This window comes from Micromonospora sp. CPCC 205539 (assembly GCF_036906815.1).
Lineage (GTDB): Bacteria > Actinomycetota > Actinomycetes > Mycobacteriales > Micromonosporaceae > Micromonospora.
Map to the genome: position 1 here is coordinate 95,204 of NZ_JBAKHW010000007.1, position 21,580 is coordinate 116,783.

Annotated in this window: 18 protein-coding genes; 4 read left to right on the plus strand and 14 right to left on the minus strand. The window is 70.8% G+C overall.

Annotated elements, in window-relative coordinates; genetic code table 11:
* Window positions 1-201 precede the first annotated feature (201 nt).
* Window positions 202-1,959 (minus strand): aa3-type cytochrome oxidase subunit I, encoded by a 1,758-nt coding sequence (ctaD, locus tag V6V47_RS08630; protein WP_334627550.1) that lies wholly within the window; start codon window positions 1,957-1,959, stop codon window positions 202-204.
* A 119-nt stretch (window positions 1,960-2,078) separates the two neighbouring features.
* A complete protein-coding gene (locus tag V6V47_RS08635) occupies window positions 2,079-3,185 on the minus strand; it encodes an FAD-dependent monooxygenase (protein ID WP_334627551.1) in 1,107 nt (368 codons plus the stop codon).
* Between the two features lie 303 nt (window positions 3,186-3,488).
* Here V6V47_RS08635 and V6V47_RS08640 point away from each other — a divergent pair, with 303 nt between their 5' ends.
* On the plus strand, window positions 3,489-4,610 hold the full coding sequence (locus V6V47_RS08640) for a GH12 family glycosyl hydrolase domain-containing protein (RefSeq protein ID WP_334627552.1): 1,122 nt from the start codon (window positions 3,489-3,491) through the stop codon (window positions 4,608-4,610).
* Between the two features lie 81 nt (window positions 4,611-4,691).
* On the opposite strand, the gene V6V47_RS08645 is transcribed toward V6V47_RS08640, so the two are convergent.
* The 4 genes from V6V47_RS08645 to V6V47_RS08660 form a co-directional block, all read right to left on the minus strand.
* Complete coding sequence (locus V6V47_RS08645) at window positions 4,692-8,348, minus strand: LamG domain-containing protein (protein ID WP_334627553.1); 3,657 nt, start codon at window positions 8,346-8,348, stop codon at window positions 4,692-4,694.
* Window positions 8,349-8,586: 238 nt separating this feature from the next.
* On the minus strand, window positions 8,587-9,552 hold the full coding sequence (locus V6V47_RS08650; protein WP_334627554.1) for a golvesin C-terminal-like domain-containing protein: 966 nt from the start codon (window positions 9,550-9,552) through the stop codon (window positions 8,587-8,589).
* The gene (locus tag V6V47_RS08655; RefSeq protein ID WP_334627555.1) at window positions 9,552-9,704 is read right to left on the minus strand and encodes a hypothetical protein; all 153 of its coding nucleotides are present in this window, start codon (window positions 9,702-9,704) and stop codon (window positions 9,552-9,554) included. Before V6V47_RS08655 ends, V6V47_RS08650 begins: the two co-directional genes overlap by 1 nt.
* Before the next feature lie 139 nt (window positions 9,705-9,843).
* Window positions 9,844-10,632, minus strand: a complete 789-nt coding sequence (locus tag V6V47_RS08660) for an aldo/keto reductase (RefSeq protein ID WP_334627556.1) — start codon at window positions 10,630-10,632, stop codon at window positions 9,844-9,846.
* A gap of 141 nt (window positions 10,633-10,773) precedes the next feature.
* On the opposite strand from V6V47_RS08660, the gene V6V47_RS08665 reads away from it, so the two are divergent.
* The gene (locus V6V47_RS08665; RefSeq protein ID WP_334627713.1) at window positions 10,774-11,964 is read left to right on the plus strand and encodes a threonine synthase; all 1,191 of its coding nucleotides are present in this window, start codon (window positions 10,774-10,776) and stop codon (window positions 11,962-11,964) included.
* Between the two features lies 1 nt (window position 11,965).
* Here V6V47_RS08665 and V6V47_RS08670 read toward each other — a convergent pair whose 3' ends face one another.
* From V6V47_RS08670 to V6V47_RS08690, 5 genes are all read right to left on the minus strand, one after another.
* A complete protein-coding gene (locus V6V47_RS08670) occupies window positions 11,966-13,765 on the minus strand; it encodes a glycoside hydrolase family 15 protein (RefSeq protein ID WP_334627557.1) in 1,800 nt (599 codons plus the stop codon).
* Between the two features lie 48 nt (window positions 13,766-13,813).
* Entirely contained in the window at window positions 13,814-14,203 is a 390-nt protein-coding gene (locus V6V47_RS08675) for a cupin domain-containing protein (protein WP_334627558.1), read from the minus strand.
* 246 nt (window positions 14,204-14,449) lie between these two features.
* Window positions 14,450-15,337: a sulfotransferase domain-containing protein gene (locus V6V47_RS08680; RefSeq protein WP_334627559.1), complete on the minus strand. Its 888-nt coding sequence runs from the start codon at window positions 15,335-15,337 to the stop codon at window positions 14,450-14,452.
* A gap of 19 nt (window positions 15,338-15,356) precedes the next feature.
* Window positions 15,357-15,638, minus strand: a complete 282-nt coding sequence (locus V6V47_RS08685) for an adhesin (RefSeq protein ID WP_334627560.1) — start codon at window positions 15,636-15,638, stop codon at window positions 15,357-15,359.
* Between the two features lie 196 nt (window positions 15,639-15,834).
* Window positions 15,835-16,908 carry an NAD(P)-binding domain-containing protein gene (locus tag V6V47_RS08690; RefSeq protein ID WP_334627561.1) on the minus strand — a complete coding sequence of 358 codons (1,074 nt, stop codon included), beginning with the start codon at window positions 16,906-16,908 and terminating at the stop codon, window positions 15,835-15,837.
* A gap of 109 nt (window positions 16,909-17,017) precedes the next feature.
* Between V6V47_RS08690 and V6V47_RS08695 the strand changes: the two genes are divergently transcribed.
* Both V6V47_RS08695 and dacB read left to right on the plus strand, forming a co-directional pair.
* On the plus strand, window positions 17,018-17,749 hold the full coding sequence (locus V6V47_RS08695) for an MIP/aquaporin family protein (protein WP_334627562.1): 732 nt from the start codon (window positions 17,018-17,020) through the stop codon (window positions 17,747-17,749).
* A 51-nt stretch (window positions 17,750-17,800) separates the two neighbouring features.
* Window positions 17,801-19,387, plus strand: a complete 1,587-nt coding sequence (gene dacB, locus V6V47_RS08700; RefSeq protein ID WP_334627563.1) for a D-alanyl-D-alanine carboxypeptidase/D-alanyl-D-alanine endopeptidase — start codon at window positions 17,801-17,803, stop codon at window positions 19,385-19,387.
* Between the two features lie 19 nt (window positions 19,388-19,406).
* On the opposite strand, the gene V6V47_RS08705 is transcribed toward dacB, so the two are convergent.
* From V6V47_RS08705 to V6V47_RS08715, 3 genes are all read right to left on the minus strand, one after another.
* Window positions 19,407-19,736 carry a hypothetical protein gene (locus V6V47_RS08705; protein WP_334627564.1) on the minus strand — a complete coding sequence of 110 codons (330 nt, stop codon included), beginning with the start codon at window positions 19,734-19,736 and terminating at the stop codon, window positions 19,407-19,409.
* Window positions 19,737-19,834: 98 nt separating this feature from the next.
* On the minus strand, window positions 19,835-20,788 hold the full coding sequence (locus V6V47_RS08710) for a hypothetical protein (protein ID WP_334627565.1): 954 nt from the start codon (window positions 20,786-20,788) through the stop codon (window positions 19,835-19,837).
* Between the two features lie 152 nt (window positions 20,789-20,940).
* A complete protein-coding gene (locus V6V47_RS08715) occupies window positions 20,941-21,534 on the minus strand; it encodes a pentapeptide repeat-containing protein (protein ID WP_334627566.1) in 594 nt (197 codons plus the stop codon).
* Window positions 21,535-21,580 lie beyond the last annotated feature (46 nt).

The following is a 21,580-nucleotide window of genomic DNA, read 5'->3' on the forward strand; positions in this document are numbered from 1 at the left end:
CCGGGCAGGCAGGTGCGCTCGACCCAGGAAGTAGTGGCATCCGGTCGCACCGAGGCCACTACTTCCTGGATCGAGCGCGAACGTGGGAGTGTGGCGGCCGGCACGAGAGTGCCGGCCCGGGCAGGGTGGGGGGAGGCCCGGGCGGGCGCCGCTCCCGGTGACCCGGGGGCGGCGCCCGTCGTTGAGCTGTGGAGCTGAGTCCTACTTCCGGTCGAGGTCGCTGGCGACGTCCTCGCGGTAGCTGGCCCCGCCGTCCGACTCGCTGGTGAGCGGCTTGGAGCCGCCCTCCGGCGGGCCGGCCAGGCTCTGGCCTGCGGCCAGCTCCGGGAACTTCATGTCGAACGCCGGCCGCTCGGAGCGGATCCGGGGCATCCGGTCGAAGTTACGCAGCGGCGGCGGGCTGCTCGTCGCCCACTCCAGCGAGTTGCCGTGACCCCAGGGGTCGTTCACCTCGACCACCGGGCCGGTCTTGTACGACTTCCAGCAGTTGTAGATGAACGGCAGCGTGGAGATACCGGTGATGAACGCGCCGATCGTGGAGATCGTGTTCAACGTGGTGAAGCCGTCGCGGGGCAGGTAGTCGACGTACCGGCGGGGCATGCCCTCGTTGCCGAGCCAGTGCTGCACCAGGAACGTGGTGTGGAAACCGATCATGGTGAGCCAGAAGTGCACCTTGCCCAAGCGCTCGTCGAGCATCCGGCCGAACATCTTTGGGAACCAGAAGTAGATGCCGGCGAAGACCGCGAACACGATGGTGCCGAAGAGCACGTAGTGGAAGTGCGCCACCACGAAGTACGAGTCGGACACGTGGAAGTCGATCGGCGGGCTGGCCAGCAGCACACCGGTCAGACCACCGAAGAGGAAGGTGACCAGGAAGCCGATCGCCCAGAGCATGGGCGTCTCGAAGCTGATCTGGCCCCGCCACATGGTGCCGATCCAGTTGAAGAACTTCATACCGGTGGGCACGGCGATCAGGTAGCTCAGGAAGCTGAAGAACGGCAGCAGCACCTGGCCGGTGGCGAACATGTGGTGCGCCCAGACACTCATGGAGAGCGCGGCGATCGCGATGGTCGCGGCGACCAGACCCTTGTAGCCGAAGATCGGCTTGCGGGAGAAGACCGGGATGACCTCGCTGATGATGCCGAAGAACGGCAGCGCGACGATGTAGACCTCGGGGTGCCCGAAGAACCAGAACAGGTGCTGCCAGAGCATTGGCCCACCGGTCGCCGGATCGTACACATGGGCGCCGATGATGCGGTCCGCGGCGAGCGCGAAGAGCGCGGCGGCCAGCAGCGGGAAGACCAGGATGACCAGCAGGCTGGTGACCAGGATGTTCCACGTGAAGATCGGCATCCGGAACATGGTCATGCCGGGCGCCCGCAGGGTGAGCACCGTGGTGATCATGTTGACCGCGCCGAGGATCGTGCCCAGGCCGGAGATGGCCAGGCCCACGATCCACATGTTGCCGCCGACGCCGGGCGAGTGCTCGACGCTGCTCAGCGGCGCGTAGGCGAACCAGCCGAAGTCGGCGGCGCCACCCGGCGTGAGGAAGCCGGCGGTCGCGATCGTGCCGCCGAACAGGTACAGCCAGTAGGCGAAGCTGTTCAGACGCGGGAACGAGACGTCCGGCGCGCCGATCTGGATCGGCACGATGTAGTTCGCGAACGCGAAGACGATCGGCGTCGCGAAGAACAGCAGCATGATCGTGCCGTGCATGGTGAAGAGCTGGTTGTACTGCTCGGGCGACAGGAACTGCAACCCGGGCCGGGCCAGCTCGGCCCGCATGATCAGGGCCATCAGGCCACCGATCATGAAGAACGCGAAAGCGGTGACCATGTACATGATCCCGATTTGTTTCGCGTCCGTGGTACGCAGCAGCCGCGCGAGGGCCGACCCCTTGACCGGCTCCCGGACCGGCCAGGGCCGGGTCACGACCGGCTTGGGTGCGACGGTGGTCACGAGTGGCCTCCGGTTCTCGGTTGTCGCGCTCGGCACGCGCAGGTTATTCAGCGGGCCGTCATCCGCAAGGAGGATAGTCCCCGGCAGGTCGTAGCGCCGCGTGGGGTGGCGGACCCGATCTAGAGCGGGCCAACCAGCAACCGGTAGTGCTCCCCGAAGATCCGGCCGCCGCGTCCGCGCAGCAGCGGGTCGCGCAGCGCCGGCGGCACGTCCCGGGTCCGATTGCGGTCCCGGGTGCGGTCCCGCACCCATCGGGTACGCGGGCGACGACGACTCTCGTACGCCACCAGGGCCGCCTCGACGCTGCCGGCGGCGCGGAGCGACTCGGCCAGCACGACGGCGTCCTCCAGCGCCATCGCCGCCCCCTGTGACAACGTCGGCGCAGTGGCGTGCGCGGCGTCACCGACCAGCAGCACCCGCCCTCGGGACCAGCGGCCCAACTCCACCTCGTCGGTGATCCCGACGTGCACCTTCTCGAGCGTCGCCAGCACCTCGGGCACCGGGCCGCGGTAGTCGGCGAACAGGTCGCGCAGCCGGGCCAGCGGGTCGGCCGGCGCGACGGTGCCGGCCTCGTCGGCGTAGCAGTGCAGCCGTCCGGCACCGATCGGCACCATGAGGAAACCGGAGCGCTGCCCGAGCAGGGCGGTCCACTCGGTGACCGGCGGGCCGTCGCGCAGCACCGCTCGGTAGACCACCTGCCCGGCCGGACGGGGCGGCCCGCCGAGCGACGCCAGCGCGCGGACCGAGGAGCGTGGGCCGTCGGCACCGATGACCAGGTCGTACTCGGTGCGGGTGCCGTCGGTGAAGGTGACGCCGACCGCGCCCGGAAGCAGATCCAGGGTGCGGACCTCGGCCCCGTGCCGGACGGCGCCGCCGGCCCCGGTGAGCAGCACCCGGTGCAGTTCCGCCCGGGGCAGCGCCCGGCATTCGCCCACGCCGGCCCAGAGTGCGTCGAGGTCGACCTCGCAGAGCGGCAGGCCGGCGGCGTCGAAGAACCGCTGCCGTCTGATCACCTGGCCGAGCGGGCGGACCGGGTCGTGCAGGTCCAGTCGGTGCAGTGCGCGAGCCGCGTTGCCCAGCAGGTAGAGGCCGGTTTCGGTGGATTCCCCCGGTGGCAGCTTGTCGGTGACGTCCGGCCGGAAGCCCGCCAGGCGCAGCGCCCGGGCCACGGCCAGGCCGGCGATGCCCGCGCCGACGACGAGGATGCGCAGGGGGGAGCCACCCATGGTGGTGTACGCCTCCGGAGGGGGATTTCGGTACGCGTTGGAGGCAATACGCTACTCGGCGCAATTGGCGCACACCAGGGCCGATCGGCCCGCCCGAAACCGCTCGTCGGCGACCCGCGCCGCTTAGCTGGACCTCTGCGGACGACCGTCCGGAGGGCGCGTGGCAATCCTCACATTTCACCAGTTTGACGCTTCCGGTTGCGCATTAGTTTCAGGGATGTAAATGTGTCATAGAGCGTGGGAGCGCTCCCGCCCCAGCCCAAGACCATTCGGCGTCCCCGTGCGCCGCATCCAAGGAGCGTCATGAAACGTCCACTTCGAGCCCTGCTCGCCGCCGGCCTCCTGACCACCGGCTCACTGGTCGCCGTGGCACTCGGCGGCAGCGCCTCCGCCGACACGCAGATCTGCGAGCCGTTCGGGTCGACCGTCATCCAGAGCCGGTACGTAGTGCAGAACAACCGTTGGGGCACCAGTGCCCAGCAGTGCATCAACGTCACCGGCACCGGCTTCGAGATCACCACCCAGAACGGCAGCAACCCCACCAACGGCGCGCCCACGGCGTACCCCTCGGTCTTTCTGGGTTGTCACTACACCAACTGCTCCCCCGGCACGAACCTGCCGATCCAGGTAAGCCAGATCAGCAGTGCCACCAGCAGCATCGCCTACCGCTACGTCAGCGGCGCGACCTACAACGCCTCGTACGACATCTGGCTGGACCCGACACCCAAGCGCGACGGGGTGAACCAGATGGAGATCATGATCTGGCTCAACCGACAGGGCTCGATCCAACCCATCGGCTCGCCGGTCGGCACGGCCACCCTGGCCGGCCGGACGTGGGAGGTCTGGCGTGGCAACAACGGCGGAAACAACGTCATCTCCTACGTCGCGCCGTCGCCGATCTCCAGCCTGAACTTCAGCGTGCTCGACTTCATCAACGATGTCCGTAACCGGGGCGCGATCACCAACTCCTGGTACCTGACCAGCATCCAGGCCGGCTTCGAGCCCTGGCAGGGCGGCGTCGGCCTGGCGGTGACCTCGTTCTCCGCCGCAGTGAATGGTGGCGGCACCCCGACGGACCCGCCGCCGACCACCCCACCGCCGAGCGGCACCGGGTGCGCGGTGAAGTACACGCCGAACTCGTGGAACAACGGCTTCACGGCCGACGTGCAGATCACCAACACCGGAACCAGCACGGTCAACGGCTGGACGCTGACCTACAACCTGCCGAGCGGGCAGCAGGTGACCAGCGCGTGGAACGCCACGGTGAGCCAGAGTGGATCGACGGTGACCGCGCGGAACCTGAGCTGGAACGGCACGCTCGCGCCGGGCGGCACGGCCAGCTTCGGGTACCAGGGGACCTTGAGCGGGGCCTACTCGTCACCGACGAGCTTCACGCTCAACGGGGCAACCTGCGCCCGGGTCTGAGCAGTACCGCCACTGACGGTGGGGGCGTGACCATCCGGTCACGCCCCCACTACTGCCGAGACGCCAGCAGAGGCGGTAGGGCTACGGCGCGGGGTCCTTGACGACCTGCGCGTTGTACAACGCCAGTACCTGGGCCTCCGTCATCGCGCCCTGGTAGGTAGCGACGTCGTCGATCCGGCCGAACATCGGATTGAAGTCGCCCCAGCCGCTGCCGACCCGCAGCGGTCCGTTCGCCTGCCAGGGCTGCCAGGTCGAACTGAAAGGGACGGCGGACGGCTTCGTGCCGTTGGGGGCGACGTAGAGGTCACCGTCGACGTACAACCTCAACTCACGCCGGCCGACATCGGACACGCCGACCAGGTGGTGCCAACTCGTGTCCGCGTTCAGAGCGGGTACCACGGCGATGGTGGGATCGGGACCTCCGTCCTGGGTGACCGCATCCTTGAGGATCTTGAACTTCCACTCACCACCGTTGGCGGGCAGGTAGTAGAGGTAGAAGCCGTTGTTCACGCTGCCCTCCTGGGCCAGCACGAACTGCGTCACATCGGTGCGGTCCAGCCGGACCCACGCTGACACGGTGAACGACTGGTCGGTCCGCACCACCGGCGTGTGCTGCCAGACCGTGTACTGGTTACCTTCCGGGTCCGGCGGCGTGATCCCGTTCTTGACGGCGGAGCGGGCCCATTCCTTCGTCACCTCCGTGGACCCCGTCTGCTCGGGGTAGAACAAGCCGTCCAGTTCGAGGCCGTTGTCCCGGTTGCCGGCGACGTTCACGTCCGCGCCCCGCCGCAGGGCGAGCCACCTGCCGAAGCCGGTGCTGTCGGGAGCCTCGCACGTGTCGACGAGGTCCTGGGTCCAGCACCCCACGGCCCCTTCGAAGCCCCATTCGCCCACCAGAACCGGGTTCAGCATCCCCGGCTCGTCGACGCCACCCGAGTCGGCGTCCGATGCCAGCTGACCGGTGAAGTCGCCGCTCACCACCACCCGGTCGAAGATCTGCACGTCGGCCAGGTTGCCCTTCCACCAGGTGCTCCCCGACCGACCGATCAACACGGGCCACGCGGCGTCGTTGAACCCGGTGACGCCCGTGACCGTCGCCTCGAGCGTGCCGTTGACGTACAACTTCAGGGTGTGTTCGACCGCGTCGTAAGCCGTCGCGAGGTGGGTCCAGGCCCCGACCTGTGGCACGGTGGTGGACCGGGCGTTCCACCACGTGATGGAGCTGCCCGAGGTGACTGAGGGCATCTGCGCCAGCCAACGGTCGCTGCTCTTCTGGTACTGGAAGTACAGGGACGCGTTGCCACTTGCGTCCTTCGTGAGGACGGTGTGGTCTGCGGACTTCTCGGTCAGCCGTACCCAGGCGGCGACCGAGAAGCTGTTCGACGTGTTCAACGCGGCCGCCGGCGCCGTCAGGTACGACGTTCCGTTGAAGCTGGCGGACTCCCCACCGAGCAGCCGGGCATCCCGGGTCCAGCTGACGTTCGTCGGCGTGAGCGGCGTGTCACCGCCGAGCGACGGCTGACTGTCCGCGACGGCCTGCGCCTGACTCCGACCCGGATAGCTCTCCAGCCCCCACCGGGCGACCGCCGGGCTCGCCCGGCCGACGATGAACTCCTTACTGCCCCAGCCCTCGTTGAGGGTGGCGTCGACCGCGGAGACGTAGAGGATGTTCCGGCCGTACTTCGGCGCGGTCAGAGTGACCGTGGCGCTCTTCGGGGTGCCGCTGGCCGCGATCGGGGTGGTGGCGCCGGTCCAGCCGTACCTGAAGCCGGTCACATCGGTGGCGCTGGACTCGATCCTGAAGGTACCGGCCTTGCCCGGTCCGCTCGGGGCGGTGAGCACCGTGACCGTCACCGGTGGCACGGTGGTGTCGACCCTGAACTGGCACCAGCTCGACCATGCGCTCCACTGCCAGTACGGCCCGGGATCCTGCGCGGCGACCCGGAAGGCGTAGGTCTTCTCCTTGGCCGCGGTCACCGGGGCCGTGACCGCCCGGCCGTTCGCCGGCGCGGCGACCTTGGGCGGAGGGGGGAGCCGGGCAGGGTAGGTGTCCGTGAGGGTGCCGACACCACCCGCGGGCACCTCCACCCACTCGTACGTGCCGACCAGCGCCTGAGTGGTGTCGGCGTCGGGGTGGATCGCGGAGAGGGTGGGGGTCAGGGTGCCGGTGGTCATCACGCCCGAGGCCGGACAGGCTACCCCGGCGAGTTGGAGGTTGCTCGGCGTGCCCGGCCTCGAGTCGTAGTCGACGACGAGCTTCGCCTTGTTCGGCAGGAACTTCTTCCAACGGTCCTGCGCGGTCTCCCAGCCGCCGTCCGAGTTGCAGGCGCAGAAGCCGATCGTGATGGTGTTCCAGCTGCCGGTCGCGACGGTCTGCATCTGCTTGGTGACGGCCGAGCCGGTGAAGTTCATCGTCATGTCGGGCTGCGGCGAGTCGGAACAGCCGCTGCCCTTGTTGGCGTGGCCCTCGGCCGAGTCCAGCCACGTCTTGAGCCCCATCGACGAGAACGAGGCCCTCATCGTCGCGTTGATCCCCGACGCGAGGTACATGTGCGTCCACGTGTTCGTGCACGACCATGAGTGGTAGAGGCTCATCTGTACGTAGGCCGACTCGATGTGCTTGCCCTTGAGGGACACGCTGCCACTGGTCGTCGGGAACTCGAAGAACGACCGGAACCGCGACCCGACGCACGGCCCGTCGGGGCTGTACCCGACCCGAGCCACCGAGTAGTCGGTGTTGGAGCAGCCGTTACTGGTGGCGTAGGCCCACTTCGACTTCGCTACGGACCACGCGGGATCAACGTAGACGGGGTAGGTCGCGGAGGCGAGCAGCTTCGCGTCCGGCACCAGCCGTAGCTCACCGCGGGCAACCTGGACCGCCACGGCGGCGGTGCGGGCGCCGTCCCCGGCGGTCAGCGCGTCGGAGCGGGCCAGACCCGCCTCCTGCCCGGGCGACACGCTGCGGACCGGCTGGGACGAATCCCACATCACGGCCCGCTCCGCCGACGCTATCGGGGTGGTCCCCACCGCGGCTCGCAGCGAACCGTCGTGGAGCAGGGCGATCTCCGCGTCCCCGCCGGACTTCAGCGCGATCTCCCGGACGGCCGGGTTGGCGGCCGCCTGCGGGGTCTTGAGCACCAGCACGTGCGTGAAGCCGGTGTGGGTGGCCCGAACCACGAGGTCCACGTCCGGCAGGACGCCGGGATAGGTCGCCGAGTCGTTGACGACCACCGGCGTTGGCAGCCGACCCGGCCAGGACAGTGTCATCGTGCTGCCGGCCCGCTTCAGGGTGATGAGCGGCGTGGCGCCACCGGCCGAGAAGGCCACGTCGGCCACCGACGCGGCCGGTCGCAGCAATCCGTCGCCACCCTTACCCAGCGTCAGATCCACGTCGACCCACGTGCCGTCGGCGCCTCGGGTGCGCTGCGGTTCCACCGCCGACTCCAGCTGCAGCCGGCCGTCCGGCTGCGCCACCACCTGGGTGTACTCGGACCGGGAGACCTCGACCGCGACAGGCTGGCGGCACGCGGCAGCGGTCGCGACCGCATCCCGTTCGGTCGCCTTTGCCGGCGCGCACGCCGGAGCGGCCTGGGCGGGCGACGGCACCGAAGTCGCCACGAACACCACACCCGTGGCCGCGGCCAAGGTCGCGACGGTGAGCCCGGCCAATCGGCCCCGGATCCGGGGCGGTCCAGACATCGCCTGCCCGCCTGTGGGCATGGTCCTGCGTTTCGCCATCCTGATACTCCCCCGTGTGAGCAATTATGATCAGCGAAACGCTACGTAGCCGTAGGACGACAGACAATCGGCCGTTCAGTGCTCCAATTGTGGCGGGCTGCGGTCCTCTTCGGAGGACCGCAGGCCGCTCCATACGGACACCGTTGGGCGGCGCATGGCCTGGGAGCTGCGGGGGCGTGACCTGAGGTCACGCTGTGCCGGCCCGCGCCCCTCCCCAGCGGGCGCGGGCCGGAGTTCGTCAGACCCGCGTGAGCCGTACGGCGTCGGCGATGACCAGGCCGGCGCCGTTGCTCCACCGGCTCACCGCCACCCGGTTGGCGTCCCCGGCCGGCAGCGTGAACGTGCCGAGGACCCGCCACTGTCCACCGGTGGCCCGCTGGTCGACGATGACCGTCTGGTTGCCGGTGCTGGTGGCGACGATGTACGGGGCGGCGCTGTTGTAACCGGCGTTCGCGGGCCACCACGCCTCGACCCGGTAGCTGGCGGTGGCCGGCACGTTGAAGCGGTACCAGGCAGGGTCGCTGGCCGCGACCGGGTCGGCGTACCGGTAGTCCGCGCCGTACCGCTGCCCGGAGTACGACGACACACCCCAGTTGGCGCTGGCGGTGAACCGGCCGGCGGTGGCGTTGTCCACGATGGACGACCAGGCCGGGCCGCCGCCGGCCATCTTCGTGGCGACGTCGGCCCGCATCACGTTCAGGTCGATGAACGACGGGTCGATCTTGCCGCTGGTGCTGGTCTCCCGGTGCCCCCGGGCGTAGCTGCTGTCCCTGCCGAGTCGGGTGAGTACGGCGGCGGTGGCGGCGATCGACGCGTTGTACTGCGCGGCGGTCATCTCCTGGTTGACGCCGTTGTAGTCGATCTCCCACCCGATCATCAGGGTGTTGCCGTCGCCGGCGGGGATCGGCCCGCTGCCGCGACTCGCTCCGGCGTGGTTGCACCGGCCGGCGGAGATGACGTGGAAGACGCCGTTGTAGTCGACGAGCGCCTGGCAGAGCGGCCCGGCCAGGTCCGGCCGCCCGTTGATGCAGATGCCGAGCGCCGGGTGCGGGTTGCTGGCGCTGGAGGTCGAGGCGGTGTGGTGCCAGAGCACCCCGATCGGGTCGAAGGAACCCGGTCGCATCCGGTTGAGCCAGTCGCCCTCGACGACGACCTGGACCCCGGCGGCGCGCAGCACGTCTACGAGCCATCCGATGGTGGCCATCAGGACTCCCCGAGCAGGTCGGCCAGGCACTCGGGCTTCGGCGCGGCGGCGGCCGGGGCGGGTCGGACGACGATGGTCAGCGCGGCGGCCACCATGGCGGGGATGCCGAGCAACCCACGGCGGCGCAGACGGATGGATCGGGACGTTGCCATGGCGCTCCTCCAGCGGACGGCGTCGGGCTCGATCGGATCGACGATCGTGATGCCGCGCACGGTATCCCGTTACGAACGTCGATGTCGATAGCCTTCATGGCCGATGCGCTCACTGAAGGAATTTGGCAAACTCGACCGGTCAGACCTCGCCGAGAGCGTCGATGTCGCGCATCTCCTCCGCGGTCAGCGAAAAGTGGAAGACGTCGAAGTTGGCGCTGATCCGCTCCGGGGTCACCGACTTCGGGATCACCACGATCTCGTGGTCGATGTGCCAGCGCAGCACCACCTGGGCCGGCGAGACGCCGTGCGCGCTGGCGATCCTGGTGAGCACCGGGTCGCTGAGGTCGCTGGTCTTGAACGGGCTGTACCCCTCCAGCACCACACCCCGGTCCCGGTGCTCGGCGTGCCGCTGTCGGTCGTACAGCGCGGGGCTCCACGAGATCTGGTTGACCGCCGGATTCTCCTCGGTCGACTGGATCAGCTCGTCGATCATCGCGGTGCTGTAGTTGCTGACCCCGACCGCCCGAGCCAGGTCCTCGTCCCGGGCGGCCAACAGCTCACGCCACAGCGGGATGCTGTCCCCCGGCGACGACGGCGGCCAGTGGATCAGCCACAGGTCCACGTGGTCGACGCCGAGCGCGTCCAGGCTGGCCTCGAGCGTCTGTCGTTCCCGGCCCACCCGGTCCGGCGGAAGCTTGGTGGTGATGAAGATGTCCTCCCGGCGCAGCCCGCTCTCCTTGACCGCCCGACCGACCTCCTTCTCGTTGCCGTAGACGGTCGCCGTGTCGAGGTGTCGGTAGCCGGTGTCGAGCGCGGCCAGCACCGCGTCGTAGCCGGCCTGGCCGGTCGCCTGCCAGGTGCCGAAGCCGAGCAGGGGCATGTGCACGTCACCCGGGAGCAGGACGGTGGGCTGGTCGGTGAGGTCCATGCTGACCGTTCTACCCCGCCGGGCACCCGGCCGACATGCGAACCGGACACTCCGGGGTCCGCGCGGCGGTCGGGTTGTCGCGGAGAATGCGGGTGTGATGGGCTAGCTGAGCATCGACGCGGTCTGACCGTGAGGAGCGACGTGTACCTGACCCACCTGGAATGTCCGCGCTGCGGTCGGGAGCACGCCGCCGACCAGTTGCAGAACCTGTGCGAGTGCGGCTCGCCGGTGCTGGCCCGCTATGACCTGCCGGCGGTGGCGAAGGCGGTCACCCCGGAGCGGTTCCCGCTACGCCCGGCCGACCTGTGGCGCTACCGGGAGCTGCTGCCGGTCGGTGACCCGCGGTACGTCACCACGCTCGGCGAAGGCTGGACGCCGCTGCTGCGGGCCCCGGCGTACGGCGCCGAGATCGGCATCGCGGACCTCATGGTCAAGGACGAGGGGTTGGTCCCGACCGGCTCCTTCAAGGCGCGCGGTGCGGCGGTCGGCGTGAGCCGGGCCCGTGAGCTGGGCGTCGAGCGGATCGCCATGCCCACGAACGGCAACGCCGGGTCGGCCTGGGCGACGTACGCGGCGCGAGCCGGCATGCAGGCCACCATCGTCATGCCGCTGGGGGCGCCGACCATCTGTCGCCGTGAGTGCGTGGCCGCCGGTGCCGATCTGCGCCTGGTCGACGGGTTGATCAGCGACGCCGGCCGGCGGGTGGCCGAGCTGGTCGCGGAGTCGGCCGGGGCGATCTTCGACGCCGGCACACTGCGCGAGCCCTACCGGCTGGAGGGCAAGAAGACGATGGGGTACGAGATCGTCGAGCAGCTCGGCTGGCAGGTGCCCGACGTGATCCTCTACCCGACGGGCGGCGGGGTCGGCCTGATCGGCATCCACAAGGCGCTGCACGAGCTGCGCGAGCTGGGCTGGATCGGCGACAAGCTGCCCCGGCTGGTGGCGGTGCAGTCGACCGGCTGCGCGCCGATCGTCCGGGCCTTCGCGGCTGGCGAGGATCGGGCCCGACCGTGGGCCGACGCGCACACCGTGGCGTTCGGCATCAACGTGCCGTCGCCGCTGGCCGACGAGCTGATCCTGACCGCGCTGCGGGAGTCCGCCGGCACCGCGGTCGCCGTCGACGATGCCGACATCCTGGCCGACCTGCGGGCCTTCGCGACCCGGGAAGGGCTGCTGCTCTGCCCGGAGGGTGCGGCCTGCCTGACCGCGGCGCGGCAGCTCCGCGCCGGCGGTTGGATCCGCTCCGGGGAGCGGGTGGTGGTGCTCAACACCGGCGCCGGCTTGAAGTATCCCGAGACGGTCGACGTCTCCGACGTGCCGGTGGTGGCCTGAGTCAGAAGCTGCCCGGTTCGGTCAGCCGCCAGGCCGCGTTGATCAGGCCGATGTGCGACAGCGCCTGCGGCGTGTTGCCGAGCTGCGCCCCGGTCACCAGGTCGATCTGCTCGCTGAACAGCCCCACGTCGTTGGCGTTGCCCACCACCCGTTCGAACAGCTCCTCGGCCCGCCGCTGCTCGCCGGCCATCGCCAGACACTCCACCAGCCAGAACGAGCACAGCATGAAGCCGGCGGGGTCGCTCGACCAGCGCCGCACCAGCCCGGAATCGGTGCCCAACTCCCGCTCCACAAGCTCGATGGTGGCGCGCATCCGCGGGTCGTTGGCCGGCAGGAAGCGCACCACCGGTAGGAAGAGGGCGGACGCGTCCAACTCGACCGAGCCGAACGCGCCGGTGTACGCGCCGATCCGCTCGTTCCACCCCTCGCGGAGCACCACGTCGCGGATCTCGTCGCGGACTCGCGCCCAGCGGGCCGGGTCGGCCCCCTCGCCCAGTCGGTCGGCGAGCCGCACCCCCCGGTCCATCGTCACCCAACAGAGCACCTTGGACGACAGGTAGTGCCGCTCGATGTCCCGGGTCTCCCACATGCCCCGGTCCGGCAGGTGCCAGGTCGCGGCCACCTGCTCGACGAGCCCGAGCACCATCTCCCGCAGTTCCAGGTCGAACGTCGCGCCCAGATAGTCGCGCAGCCGGTAGACCGACGAGATCACCTCACCCGGCACGTCGAGCTGCCGCTGCCGCCAGGCGTCGTTACCGATCCGGACCGGCCGGCTGTCGGCGTAGCCGCGCAGGTGCGTGCAGTGGTGCTCGCTCAGGTCGCGCTCCCCCTCCAACCCGAACAGCACCGGCACCGGGTCCTCGCCGATCCGGCCGATCGAGCGGGCCACCCAGGCGAACAGTCGGGAGGCCTCGGTGGGGCAGGCCGCCACCCAGAGGGCGCGCATGGTCATCGAGAAGTCGCGCAGCCAGGAGTAGCGGTAGTCGTAGTTGCGGTCGCCGCCGATCCGCTCCGGCAGCGACGTGGTCAGCGCGGCGGCGACCGCGCCGCTGCGGGCGTACGTGAGGCCGGCCAGCACGGTGGCGCTGTGCCGGACCAGCTCGGGATACCGGCCGGTGTACCCGTGCGTCTCCCGGTACGCCTCCCACGCCCGTGTCGTCTCGGCGAGCGTGGCCACCGGATCCAGCCGGGCCGGCGGGTCGCCGTACGTCTCGCCGAACGCCACGTCCATCCCGATGACCTGGCCGACGGAGACCTCGAACTCGTGGGTCACCCGGTCCCGGCCGGCCCGCAGCGGCAGGTCACCGGCGCGCAGCGCCAGTACCGCCGGGCCGGCCCGGGCCACCACCCCGCCGTCCGGCTGCTCGTGCAGGTACGGGGTGAGCAGGCCGTACTCCGGGCGGGGCATGAATTCCAGCGCCATCCGGACCCGCCCGGTCAGCCCCTCGACCACCCGGATCAGCACGGCGGGTGAGTTCATGCCCATTTCGTGGGCGCGGGCGCCGATCTCCGCGGCGAGCGTGTCGGTGACCGCGACGCTGCCCTGCGGTGTGTGGTGCACCGTGCGCAGCACCAACGTGTCCGGCTGGTACGCGCGCTCCATCCGGTACCCCGGTCCACCGAGGTCGACCGGTGCCACCCGGAAATGCCCGGCCCGTGGGTCGAGCAGCCGCCCGAACACCGAGGCGCCATCGAACCGGCGTGGACACCACCAGTCGATCGAGCCGTCCCTGCCGACCAGGGCACCCGAGCGGGAGTCTGAGAGGAATGCGTAGTCGGAGATCGCCGGCTGCTGTTCCACCCGCCGCGGGTACCCGAATCGGTCCGGATCAGGCCGCCGCCCGCCGCGTCAGGACGTCGGCGGCTCGTCCTTGCCGGCCTCCTCGGCCTTGTCGGCCTCCTCCTTGGTCTTGTGTACGGCCTTGTCGGCGTGCTCCGGCGGGCCGTAGACGGTGTAGAGGACCAGCGGGTTGGGGCCGGCGTTGACGAAGTTGTGCTTCGTGCCGGACGGCACCACGACCAGGTCACCCGAGACGACCTTCCTCGTGTTGCCGCCGACGCGGGCTTCGCCGACGCCGCTCACGAAGGTCAGGATCTGGTCGACCTCGTGCACCTCCTCGCCGATCTCACCGTCCGGCGGGATGGTCATGATGACCAGTTGGGTGTGCTCACCGGTCCACAGCACACGCCGGAAATCCGGGCTCTTCTCGGCAACGGTCGCGATAGTGAAATGCTCCATGTCCGCGCTCATACCCAGTTCGGCGGCGCGTCACGCCGGGACTCGCAGATGGCAGAATTCCCCGCGCGTGGCAGGTTTGGATCCGTGCCGTCCGGGGATCGTCATGGTCGACCGGTGCTGTCGGCCGGTCGAGCCAGGTCCCCGCTGGCGTACTGCCGAACGGCTGCGACGGTGGGAGACGGCCAGAGCGCGGCGACGTTCCGACCCCAGGTCGAAGCGGCGCCGTGCGCTCATGTGCGCGTACGGTCAGCCGTCGCGGTGCAGCCAGGCGAGCAGGTCCGGCGGTGCGAGGCTTGCCACCCGCGCCTGGTAGCGGGCCAGCCCGGCCGCGTCCAGCAGCTCCCGCCCCTGCCCCGAGCTACCGCGACGGAAGAACGCCTGGCGGTCGCGCAGCACGCCGAGCGTGTCCGGGGCGAGCAGGTCGGCGCGCTCCCGCATCCGACCGAAGGTGGCCGCCTCGACCAGTTCGGGCCACCGCTCCGCGGGCACCGCGATGCCCCACCGGTCGGCCAGCCGGCGCATCTCGCCGTCCAGGTCGGCCCGCAGGTCGTCGTAGTGCACCAGCTCGACGTTCGGGTCGTGTCGGCGAGCCCAGGCGTCGTTCAGGTGCCGAAACACCCCGGGCAGCGAGTCGAGCGCGACGCGCGGGTCCACCTGCCGGTCGACCCAGTTCGGCAGCCACTGCTGCACCGGTGGGCGGGCCCGCGATGGCCCCGCGGGCTCGCCGGTCAGCTCACTGAGCCGTGCCCGGTCCAGGTTGCCGCTCTGGTGGTAGAGGGAGACCGCCATGTCCAGCGGATGCCGGGCCACCACCACGTAGTGCACCCGTGGGTCGAGCGGCACCCCGTCCAACGGGGTGTGCGTCTTGATGAACCGCCGGTGGCGCTGGCCGGCGAGCCGGCGGTACACCGTGTCCTGCGGCTCGACCAGCCAGTCCAGCCACGGCGACAGCTCGGAAAGCGGCGCCGGCAGCTCCGGCGTGCCCAGCACGAGCAGCGCGCAGATCATCTGCATCCAGGTGGTGCCGCTCTTGGACCGGGTGCTGATCACGATGTCGCCGTCGCGGAACGGGAAGCCGAGCCAGCGGGCGCTGTCCTCTTCGTCGGACTGGTAACGGTGGGCTGGCGCGGGCACCGAGCGATCGTAGTTGCTTCTACTGCTGCTCGGTGAACCCGAACTGGATGATGCCCTCATCGTCGACGGTGGCGTCGACCGAGGCGTCGCCGAGGAGTTCGGCGGCGTCCGCGTCCAGGAAGATCCGGGCGCCCTGGTTGTCGACAACCCGGTCGCCCTGCTCCGGCTCGGGCACCAACTCGACGGTGAGCGACCCGGCCTCGGCGTCGGCGGCGATCCGCACGCCGCCGTCCTCGGCGACGTCCTGCTGACTGGCCAGGTCACGGATGACGAGCACGGCGTTGTCGGTCATGGTGAGCATTGGCGGAAACTCCTCGTGGATTCTCGGCTCGCGGTCGGTTACCGCGCAGACCGGACAGTCGGCCCGCTAACGAGCACACGCGGGAGGCGACAGGAGGGGCGAACGGTCGTCGCCGTCGCATCGCATCGGGGCAGCTGACGGGCCCCGTCACCACCCACCGTGCCCCCTGCCCGGCGATCCGTCAAATAGAGCCGGGTCAGTCGAGAACGGCAGCCGGAGCGAGCAGAGCGCGGATCTCGTTGACCGCGGCACGGCCGGCCCGGTTGGCACCGATGGTGCTCGCCGACGGCCCGTACCCGATCAGGTGGATACGCCCGTCCGCGACCACTCTGGTGCCGTCCATCGTGATACCGCCGCCCGGCCCGCGCAGACCCAGCGGGGCGAGATGGTCGAGTGCGGCGCGGAAGCCGGTGCACCAGAGGATCACGTCCGCCGGCACGAACCGCCCGTCCGCCCAGGCCACCCCGTCGGGCGTGATCCGGTCGAAGACGGGTAGCCGATCGAGCACGCCGCGCTCGCGCAGACGGCGCACCTCCGGAGTGTCGACCAGCCCGGTCACGCCCACCACGCTGCCGGGTGGGCGCCCGGCCCGCACCGCCGCGTCGACCCGTGCCACAGCCGTTCGCCCCAGTTCGGGCCCGAACTCCTCGTCCTGGAACAGCGGTGGCCGGCGGGTCACCCAGGTGGTGGCGGCTGCGACGGTGGAGACCTCACCGAGCAGTTGCACGGCCGAGGTGCCGCCGCCGACCACCACGACCCGACGGCCGGCGAACCCCGCCGGCCCGCGGTAGTCGGCGGTGTGCAGCTGCCTGCCCCGGAAGGACGACCGGCCCGGGTAGTGCGGCCAGAACGGCCGGGTCCAGGTGCCGGTCGCGTTGACCAGGGCTCGCGCGGTCCACGTTCCGTGCTCAGTGCCGACGTCCAGCCGGCCGTCCGCCCGGTCGTGCACCGAACGGACCCGGACCGGCCGCCGGACCGGCAGGCCATACGCCCGCTCGTACGCGGCGAAGTAGGCGCTGACCTGCTCGGACGCCGGCCGCTGCGGGTCCTTGGCCGGGAAGGGCATCCCGGGCAGGTCGGAGAAGCCGTGCACCCGGTCCAGTCGCAGCGTCGGCCAGCGGTGCTGCCAGGCCCCGCCCGGGCCGTCGTCACCGTCGAGGATGACGAAGCCGGTGTCCGGGGCGAAGCCGGTGCGGCGCAGGTGGTAGCCCGCGCTCAGACCGGCCTGACCGGCTCCGATCACGACGACGTCGACAGAGTGGGTCTCCACGCCGGGTGCAACACCGGATCCGCCGTGGCTCTGCCCGGCGCCGGCCGTCGCGCGGCTCACAGACCCCGATTCCGGCACCGAGGCCCCGAGCCTTCCTTACGCTCAGTGAATGGAAGATGCCCGTCGTGCCGCAGCCGAGTTCCTCGGCACCCTGCTGCTGGTCTTCTTCGGGGTGGGCGCCGCCATCGCCGCGCGGGTCGAAGGTGGCGTGGTGGTGGTCGCTCTGGCCTTCGGCTTCGTGCAGCTCGCCCTGGTCTACACGATCGGCCCGCTCTCCGGCAGCCACGTCAATCCGGCGGTCACGCTCGGTGTGCTGCTGTCCGGAAAGATCTCGGTCATCGGTGCGGTGGCCTACTGGATCGCGCAGTTCGCCGGCGCGACCGTGGCGGGCTTCGTGCTCTGGGCGCTCGCCCGTTGGGGTGACGTCGCGGATCAGACCGGAGCGTTGGGGTCGAACGGGTACGGCGCGCACATCAACCGGGGCGGGGCGGCCGTGCTGGAGATCGTCCTGACGTTCCTGTTCGTGCTGGTCGTCCTGGTGGTGACCACCCGTAGCGAGAACCCCGGCATCGCCGGGGTGGCCATCGGCCTGGCCCTGGCCGCGACGCAACTGGTCGGCGTGACGCTGGACGGCGCGGCGGTCAACCCGGCCCGCGCCTTCGGCCCGGCCGTCTTCGAGGGTGGCGTGGCCCTGCGTCAGCTCTGGGTGTTCATCGTCTTCCCGCTGCTCGGCGGGGCGCTCGCCGCGCTGGTGGCCCCCATGATCATGGGGGCGCAGCGGCACTACTGGGGTGGGCACGACAAGTCGGTCGGCGGGCCGGCCCGATCCGATCGGCAATAACCTTCGCTCAACACCCTTTCGTGGCGAATACCTTCGTGGCAGCATCAGCGCATGCACCGTCGTCTCTTCCCGCGGTCCCTCGCGCTGCTCGCGCTGGTCGCCACCGCGGCCACCGCCGGTGCGCCCGGCGCCACCGCCGAGTCGCCGACCCCCTCGACGACCCAACTGCGCGCCACCATCGACACGATCCTCGCCGACACCCGGCTGGCCGGCGGGCAGACGTCCGTCGTCGTGGTCGACACCAGTACGGGGCAGACCCTCTACGACCGTAACGGTGACCGCCGGCTGATCCCGGCCTCCAACACCAAGCTGCTGACCTCGACTGCCGCCCTGGAGTTGCTCGGCCCCGGGCACCACTTCACCACCGACGTGCAGACCACCGGGAGGCGCCGCGCCGGGCTACTCTCCGGCAACCTCTACCTGCGGGGCGGCGGCGACCCGACGATGCTCGCCGCCGACTACGACGCGCTCGCCGCGCAGGTCGCAGCCGTCGGTGTACGGGTGGTCACCGGCAACCTGGTCGCCGACGACACCCGCTACGACCGCACCCGGCTCGGCCCCGACTGGACCTGGGACGACGAGCCCTACTACTACGCCGCCCAGGTCTCCGCGCTGACCGTCGCGCCGGACACCGACTACGACGCGGGCACCGTGATCGTGCACGCCGCCCCGGCCGACCGGGCCGGCGCACCGGCGGTGGTGAGCACCACCCCGGCCACCGGTTACGTCCGGATCGACAACCGCACCGAGACGGTCACCAAGGGCGAGACCTCGATCTCGATCGAGCGCGAGCACGGCGGCAACACGGTGGTGGTGACCGGGCAGATCGCGGTCGGCGACGAGCCGGCCAGCGACTGGGTGACCGTCTGGGAGCCCACCGGCTACGCCGCCGACGTGTTCCGGGCGGCACTGCAACGGCACGGCGTCCGGGTGCTCGGCCAGACACTGCTCGGCCAGCCCACTCCGGAGGCGGCCAGGCCGGTGGCCCGGCACGAGTCGATGAGCCTGGCGGAGTTGATGACGCCGTTCCTCAAGCTCTCCAACAACGGGCACGCCGAGGTGTTGACCAAGGAGATCGGGCGGGTGCTGTCCGGTTCGGGCACCTGGTCCGCCGGGCTCACGGCGATCAGCGAGTACGTCGCCGACACCGGGATGGACACCGGCACGCTGCGCCAACGTGACGGCTCAGGGCTGTCCCGGCGCAACCTGATCCCGGCGACGGAGTTCGTCGACCTGCTGGCCGCCGTACGAGCCGAGCCCTGGTTCGCGACCTGGTACGCGGCGCTGCCGATCGCTGGACGACCCGAGCGGTTCGTCGGCGGTACGCTCCGCAGCCGGATGGCCGGCACCCTGGCGGCGGGCAACGTGCACGCCAAGACCGGCAGCCTGACCGGCGTGTCCGGCCTCTCCGGCTATGTCACCAGCGCCGACGGTCGACTGCTGGCGTTCTCCATCCTGCTGAACAACTATCTGACGGCGTCGGTCAAGTCGCTGGAGGACCAGATCGCCGTGGCGCTGGCCGGCCATCGCGAGGGCGGCGCGGCGATCGCGGCGCGGACGGCACCGCCGGCGGTGCCGGACACGCCCCGGACGCCGGAGGGCGTGGAGTGCTCCTGGGTCAAGCCGATCACCTGCTGAAACGGCGAGACCGAAGCGTTCAGGCTGGGCGATCCGGCGGTGGGACCACCGCTGCCGGGTCGCCTCGCTCGATGAGCGCCGCGATCTCGGCGCCGCCCAGCCCGCGCAGCGTCAGCACGCGGGTGCCCCAGCGGTGCAGCCGACACGGGTGCGGGCTGGCGTCGTTGCGGCAGACCATGCCACCCGACCACCGCTGGGGAGCGTGCACCACCACCGCTCGCACGGCGAACTGGGCGTCCTCGACCGTCACGTACGGCGGCAGGGGAATGTCGCGAAGCACCTCCCCGGGCCTGTCGCCGGCGCCGGACTGAGCGACGGGTCGGACACGGTAGACGGTACTGCTGCTCATCTGCGCTGCCTCCACACTGGATGGACGGACGGGGACAGCAGAAAGTTACGGCACCCGCGACCCTGCGCGACGGACAAACTGTCCCGCCACCTCGCCGGTCAGCGCACCGCCACGGCCTGGAGGCCGACGTTGCCGCAGCGGTCGGTGAAGACCTTCTCGACGGTCCAGGTCAGGATCAGCCGAGCGTCCTTCGGCACCCGGAACCGGACGGTGAACTGGGCGGTCCGGCTGGTGTACGGGTCCTCCAACCGCAGCGTGCTGGCCGGCCCACCGGTCGACAGCCGTGCCTCCAACCGACCCCGGGCCATCCAGGTCCCGGCGTAGAGCTGGACCGTGCGCAGCTCGCCGCTGCCGGCCACGGCGAGGGTGAACCCGTTACCCACCCCGCAGGTGTAGACCCCGTTCGGAGTGTCGCGTACCGACCGCTCGGGCGCGCCGTCCCGCCAGCTGAAGACCTCCTGGTTGCCGTCCCACCCGACCCGGTTGCCGTGACCGCCACCGTCGACGATCTCCCCGGAGCCGCCGCGCTTGCGGACCGTGGACTTGCCGCCGCGCAGGCCCCAGAACAGCCAGTCCCGGGTGCCCACGGCGGTGAGGTCGACCTCGGCGGCCACGTCCGCCCGGCTCACTGACAACGTCGACCCTGCCGGTGGCGGCGGGGCCGGCGAGCTGGCCGACGGAGTCGGGTCGGGCGAGGGCGTCCGTTGCCGGGGGCGCAGGCCGGGCATCGCCGGCCCGGCCTCCGAGGTCCGCCCGTCCGCGCCGGGGAGGCCGGTGGGCCGGCCGGCGGACACGCCAGCCGGGCGATCCGCCGCGTCACCGTCCGGGTCCGGGTCGGATCGCGTGCCGAGGTACGACAGCAGCGCCACCAGGCACGCGAGTACGGCGACTCCCTCGACCGCCCAGCGCCGCCGCCTGCGGGTGCGGGCGAGGCGGCGCAGCGTGCTGCGGGTCTGCCCGGTGGTGGTCTCGGCTGGTCGATGCGGGGCAGGTCGGTCGGTCGACTCGTCCGCGGGCTGCGAACCCGCCCGCGTGCGGTCTTCGTCCGCCACCGACCCCTCCAACTCCGCCAAACCGGCCGCCTTCGACCGTCGCGGACCGCAAGAATCCACTGTGGATCGTTATTCGTTTGCACCGGTGTGGACGACACGCTAGATCCGGACGGGTGGGCGTGTCTAGTCCGTTACCGGACGGTATCGGACGGTCAACCGATCTGGAAGCCGAGCGCCTGCGCGACGATCACGGCCTGCTCGGCGTCGATGATCGCCCCGGCCCGCTCGACCGACACCGGGTCCAGGGCGGTGAGGTCGCTGCCGCGCAGGTCGGCGCCGCTGAGCCGGACGCCGGTCAGTTGCGCACCGGAGAGGTCGACGCCAGTCACCGTGGCGCCGGTCAGATGTGCGCCGGTCAGGTCGATCTCGCGCATCCGAACATCGGTGAACCGGACGCCGCGCAGGTCGGCGCCGGGCAGCGCGACGAAGGACCAGTCGCCGCCGGCCACCGTCAGCGGGCGCAGGTCGCACTCGCTGAAGACGCTGCCCACCAACTTGCAGCCGGTGAACTCGGCCTCGAAGAAGTTGCACCGCTTGAACGTGCAGCGGGTGAAGGCGGAGTCGAGGTGCCGGGAGGCGTTGAACAGCACGTTGCCGAACGTGCAGCCGGTGAAGACCGCGCCCCGGCTGACCGCCTCGGTCAGGTCCACGTGGAAGAACTCGCAGCCCACGAAGTGCCGGTCGGTGAGCTCCTCGGCGTACCAGTCCTCGTTGCGGAAGGTCACGTCCTCGGTCGACTTCGGCATTCAGCCAGGCTAGTGCCGGCCACCGACGGCGAGCCGATCGGCCCGC

Coding starts and splice junctions, on each gene's coding strand:
- V6V47_RS08635 (WP_334627551.1), bottom strand. CDS start 3,185: ATGGGTGGCTCCCCCCTGCGCATCCTCGTCGTCGGCGCGGGCATCGCC.
- V6V47_RS08640 (WP_334627552.1), top strand. CDS start 3,489: ATGAAACGTCCACTTCGAGCCCTGCTCGCCGCCGGCCTCCTGACCACC.
- V6V47_RS08645 (WP_334627553.1), bottom strand. CDS start 8,348: ATGGCGAAACGCAGGACCATGCCCACAGGCGGGCAGGCGATGTCTGGA.
- V6V47_RS08650 (WP_334627554.1), bottom strand. CDS start 9,552: ATGGCCACCATCGGATGGCTCGTAGACGTGCTGCGCGCCGCCGGGGTC.
- V6V47_RS08655 (WP_334627555.1), bottom strand. CDS start 9,704: ATGGCAACGTCCCGATCCATCCGTCTGCGCCGCCGTGGGTTGCTCGGC.
- V6V47_RS08660 (WP_334627556.1), bottom strand. CDS start 10,632: ATGGACCTCACCGACCAGCCCACCGTCCTGCTCCCGGGTGACGTGCAC.
- V6V47_RS08675 (WP_334627558.1), bottom strand. CDS start 14,203: ATGGAGCATTTCACTATCGCGACCGTTGCCGAGAAGAGCCCGGATTTC.
- V6V47_RS08685 (WP_334627560.1), bottom strand. CDS start 15,638: ATGCTCACCATGACCGACAACGCCGTGCTCGTCATCCGTGACCTGGCC.
- V6V47_RS08695 (WP_334627562.1), top strand. CDS start 17,018: ATGGAAGATGCCCGTCGTGCCGCAGCCGAGTTCCTCGGCACCCTGCTG.
- dacB (WP_334627563.1), top strand. CDS start 17,801: ATGCACCGTCGTCTCTTCCCGCGGTCCCTCGCGCTGCTCGCGCTGGTC.
- V6V47_RS08705 (WP_334627564.1), bottom strand. CDS start 19,736: ATGAGCAGCAGTACCGTCTACCGTGTCCGACCCGTCGCTCAGTCCGGC.
- V6V47_RS08715 (WP_334627566.1), bottom strand. CDS start 21,534: ATGCCGAAGTCGACCGAGGACGTGACCTTCCGCAACGAGGACTGGTAC.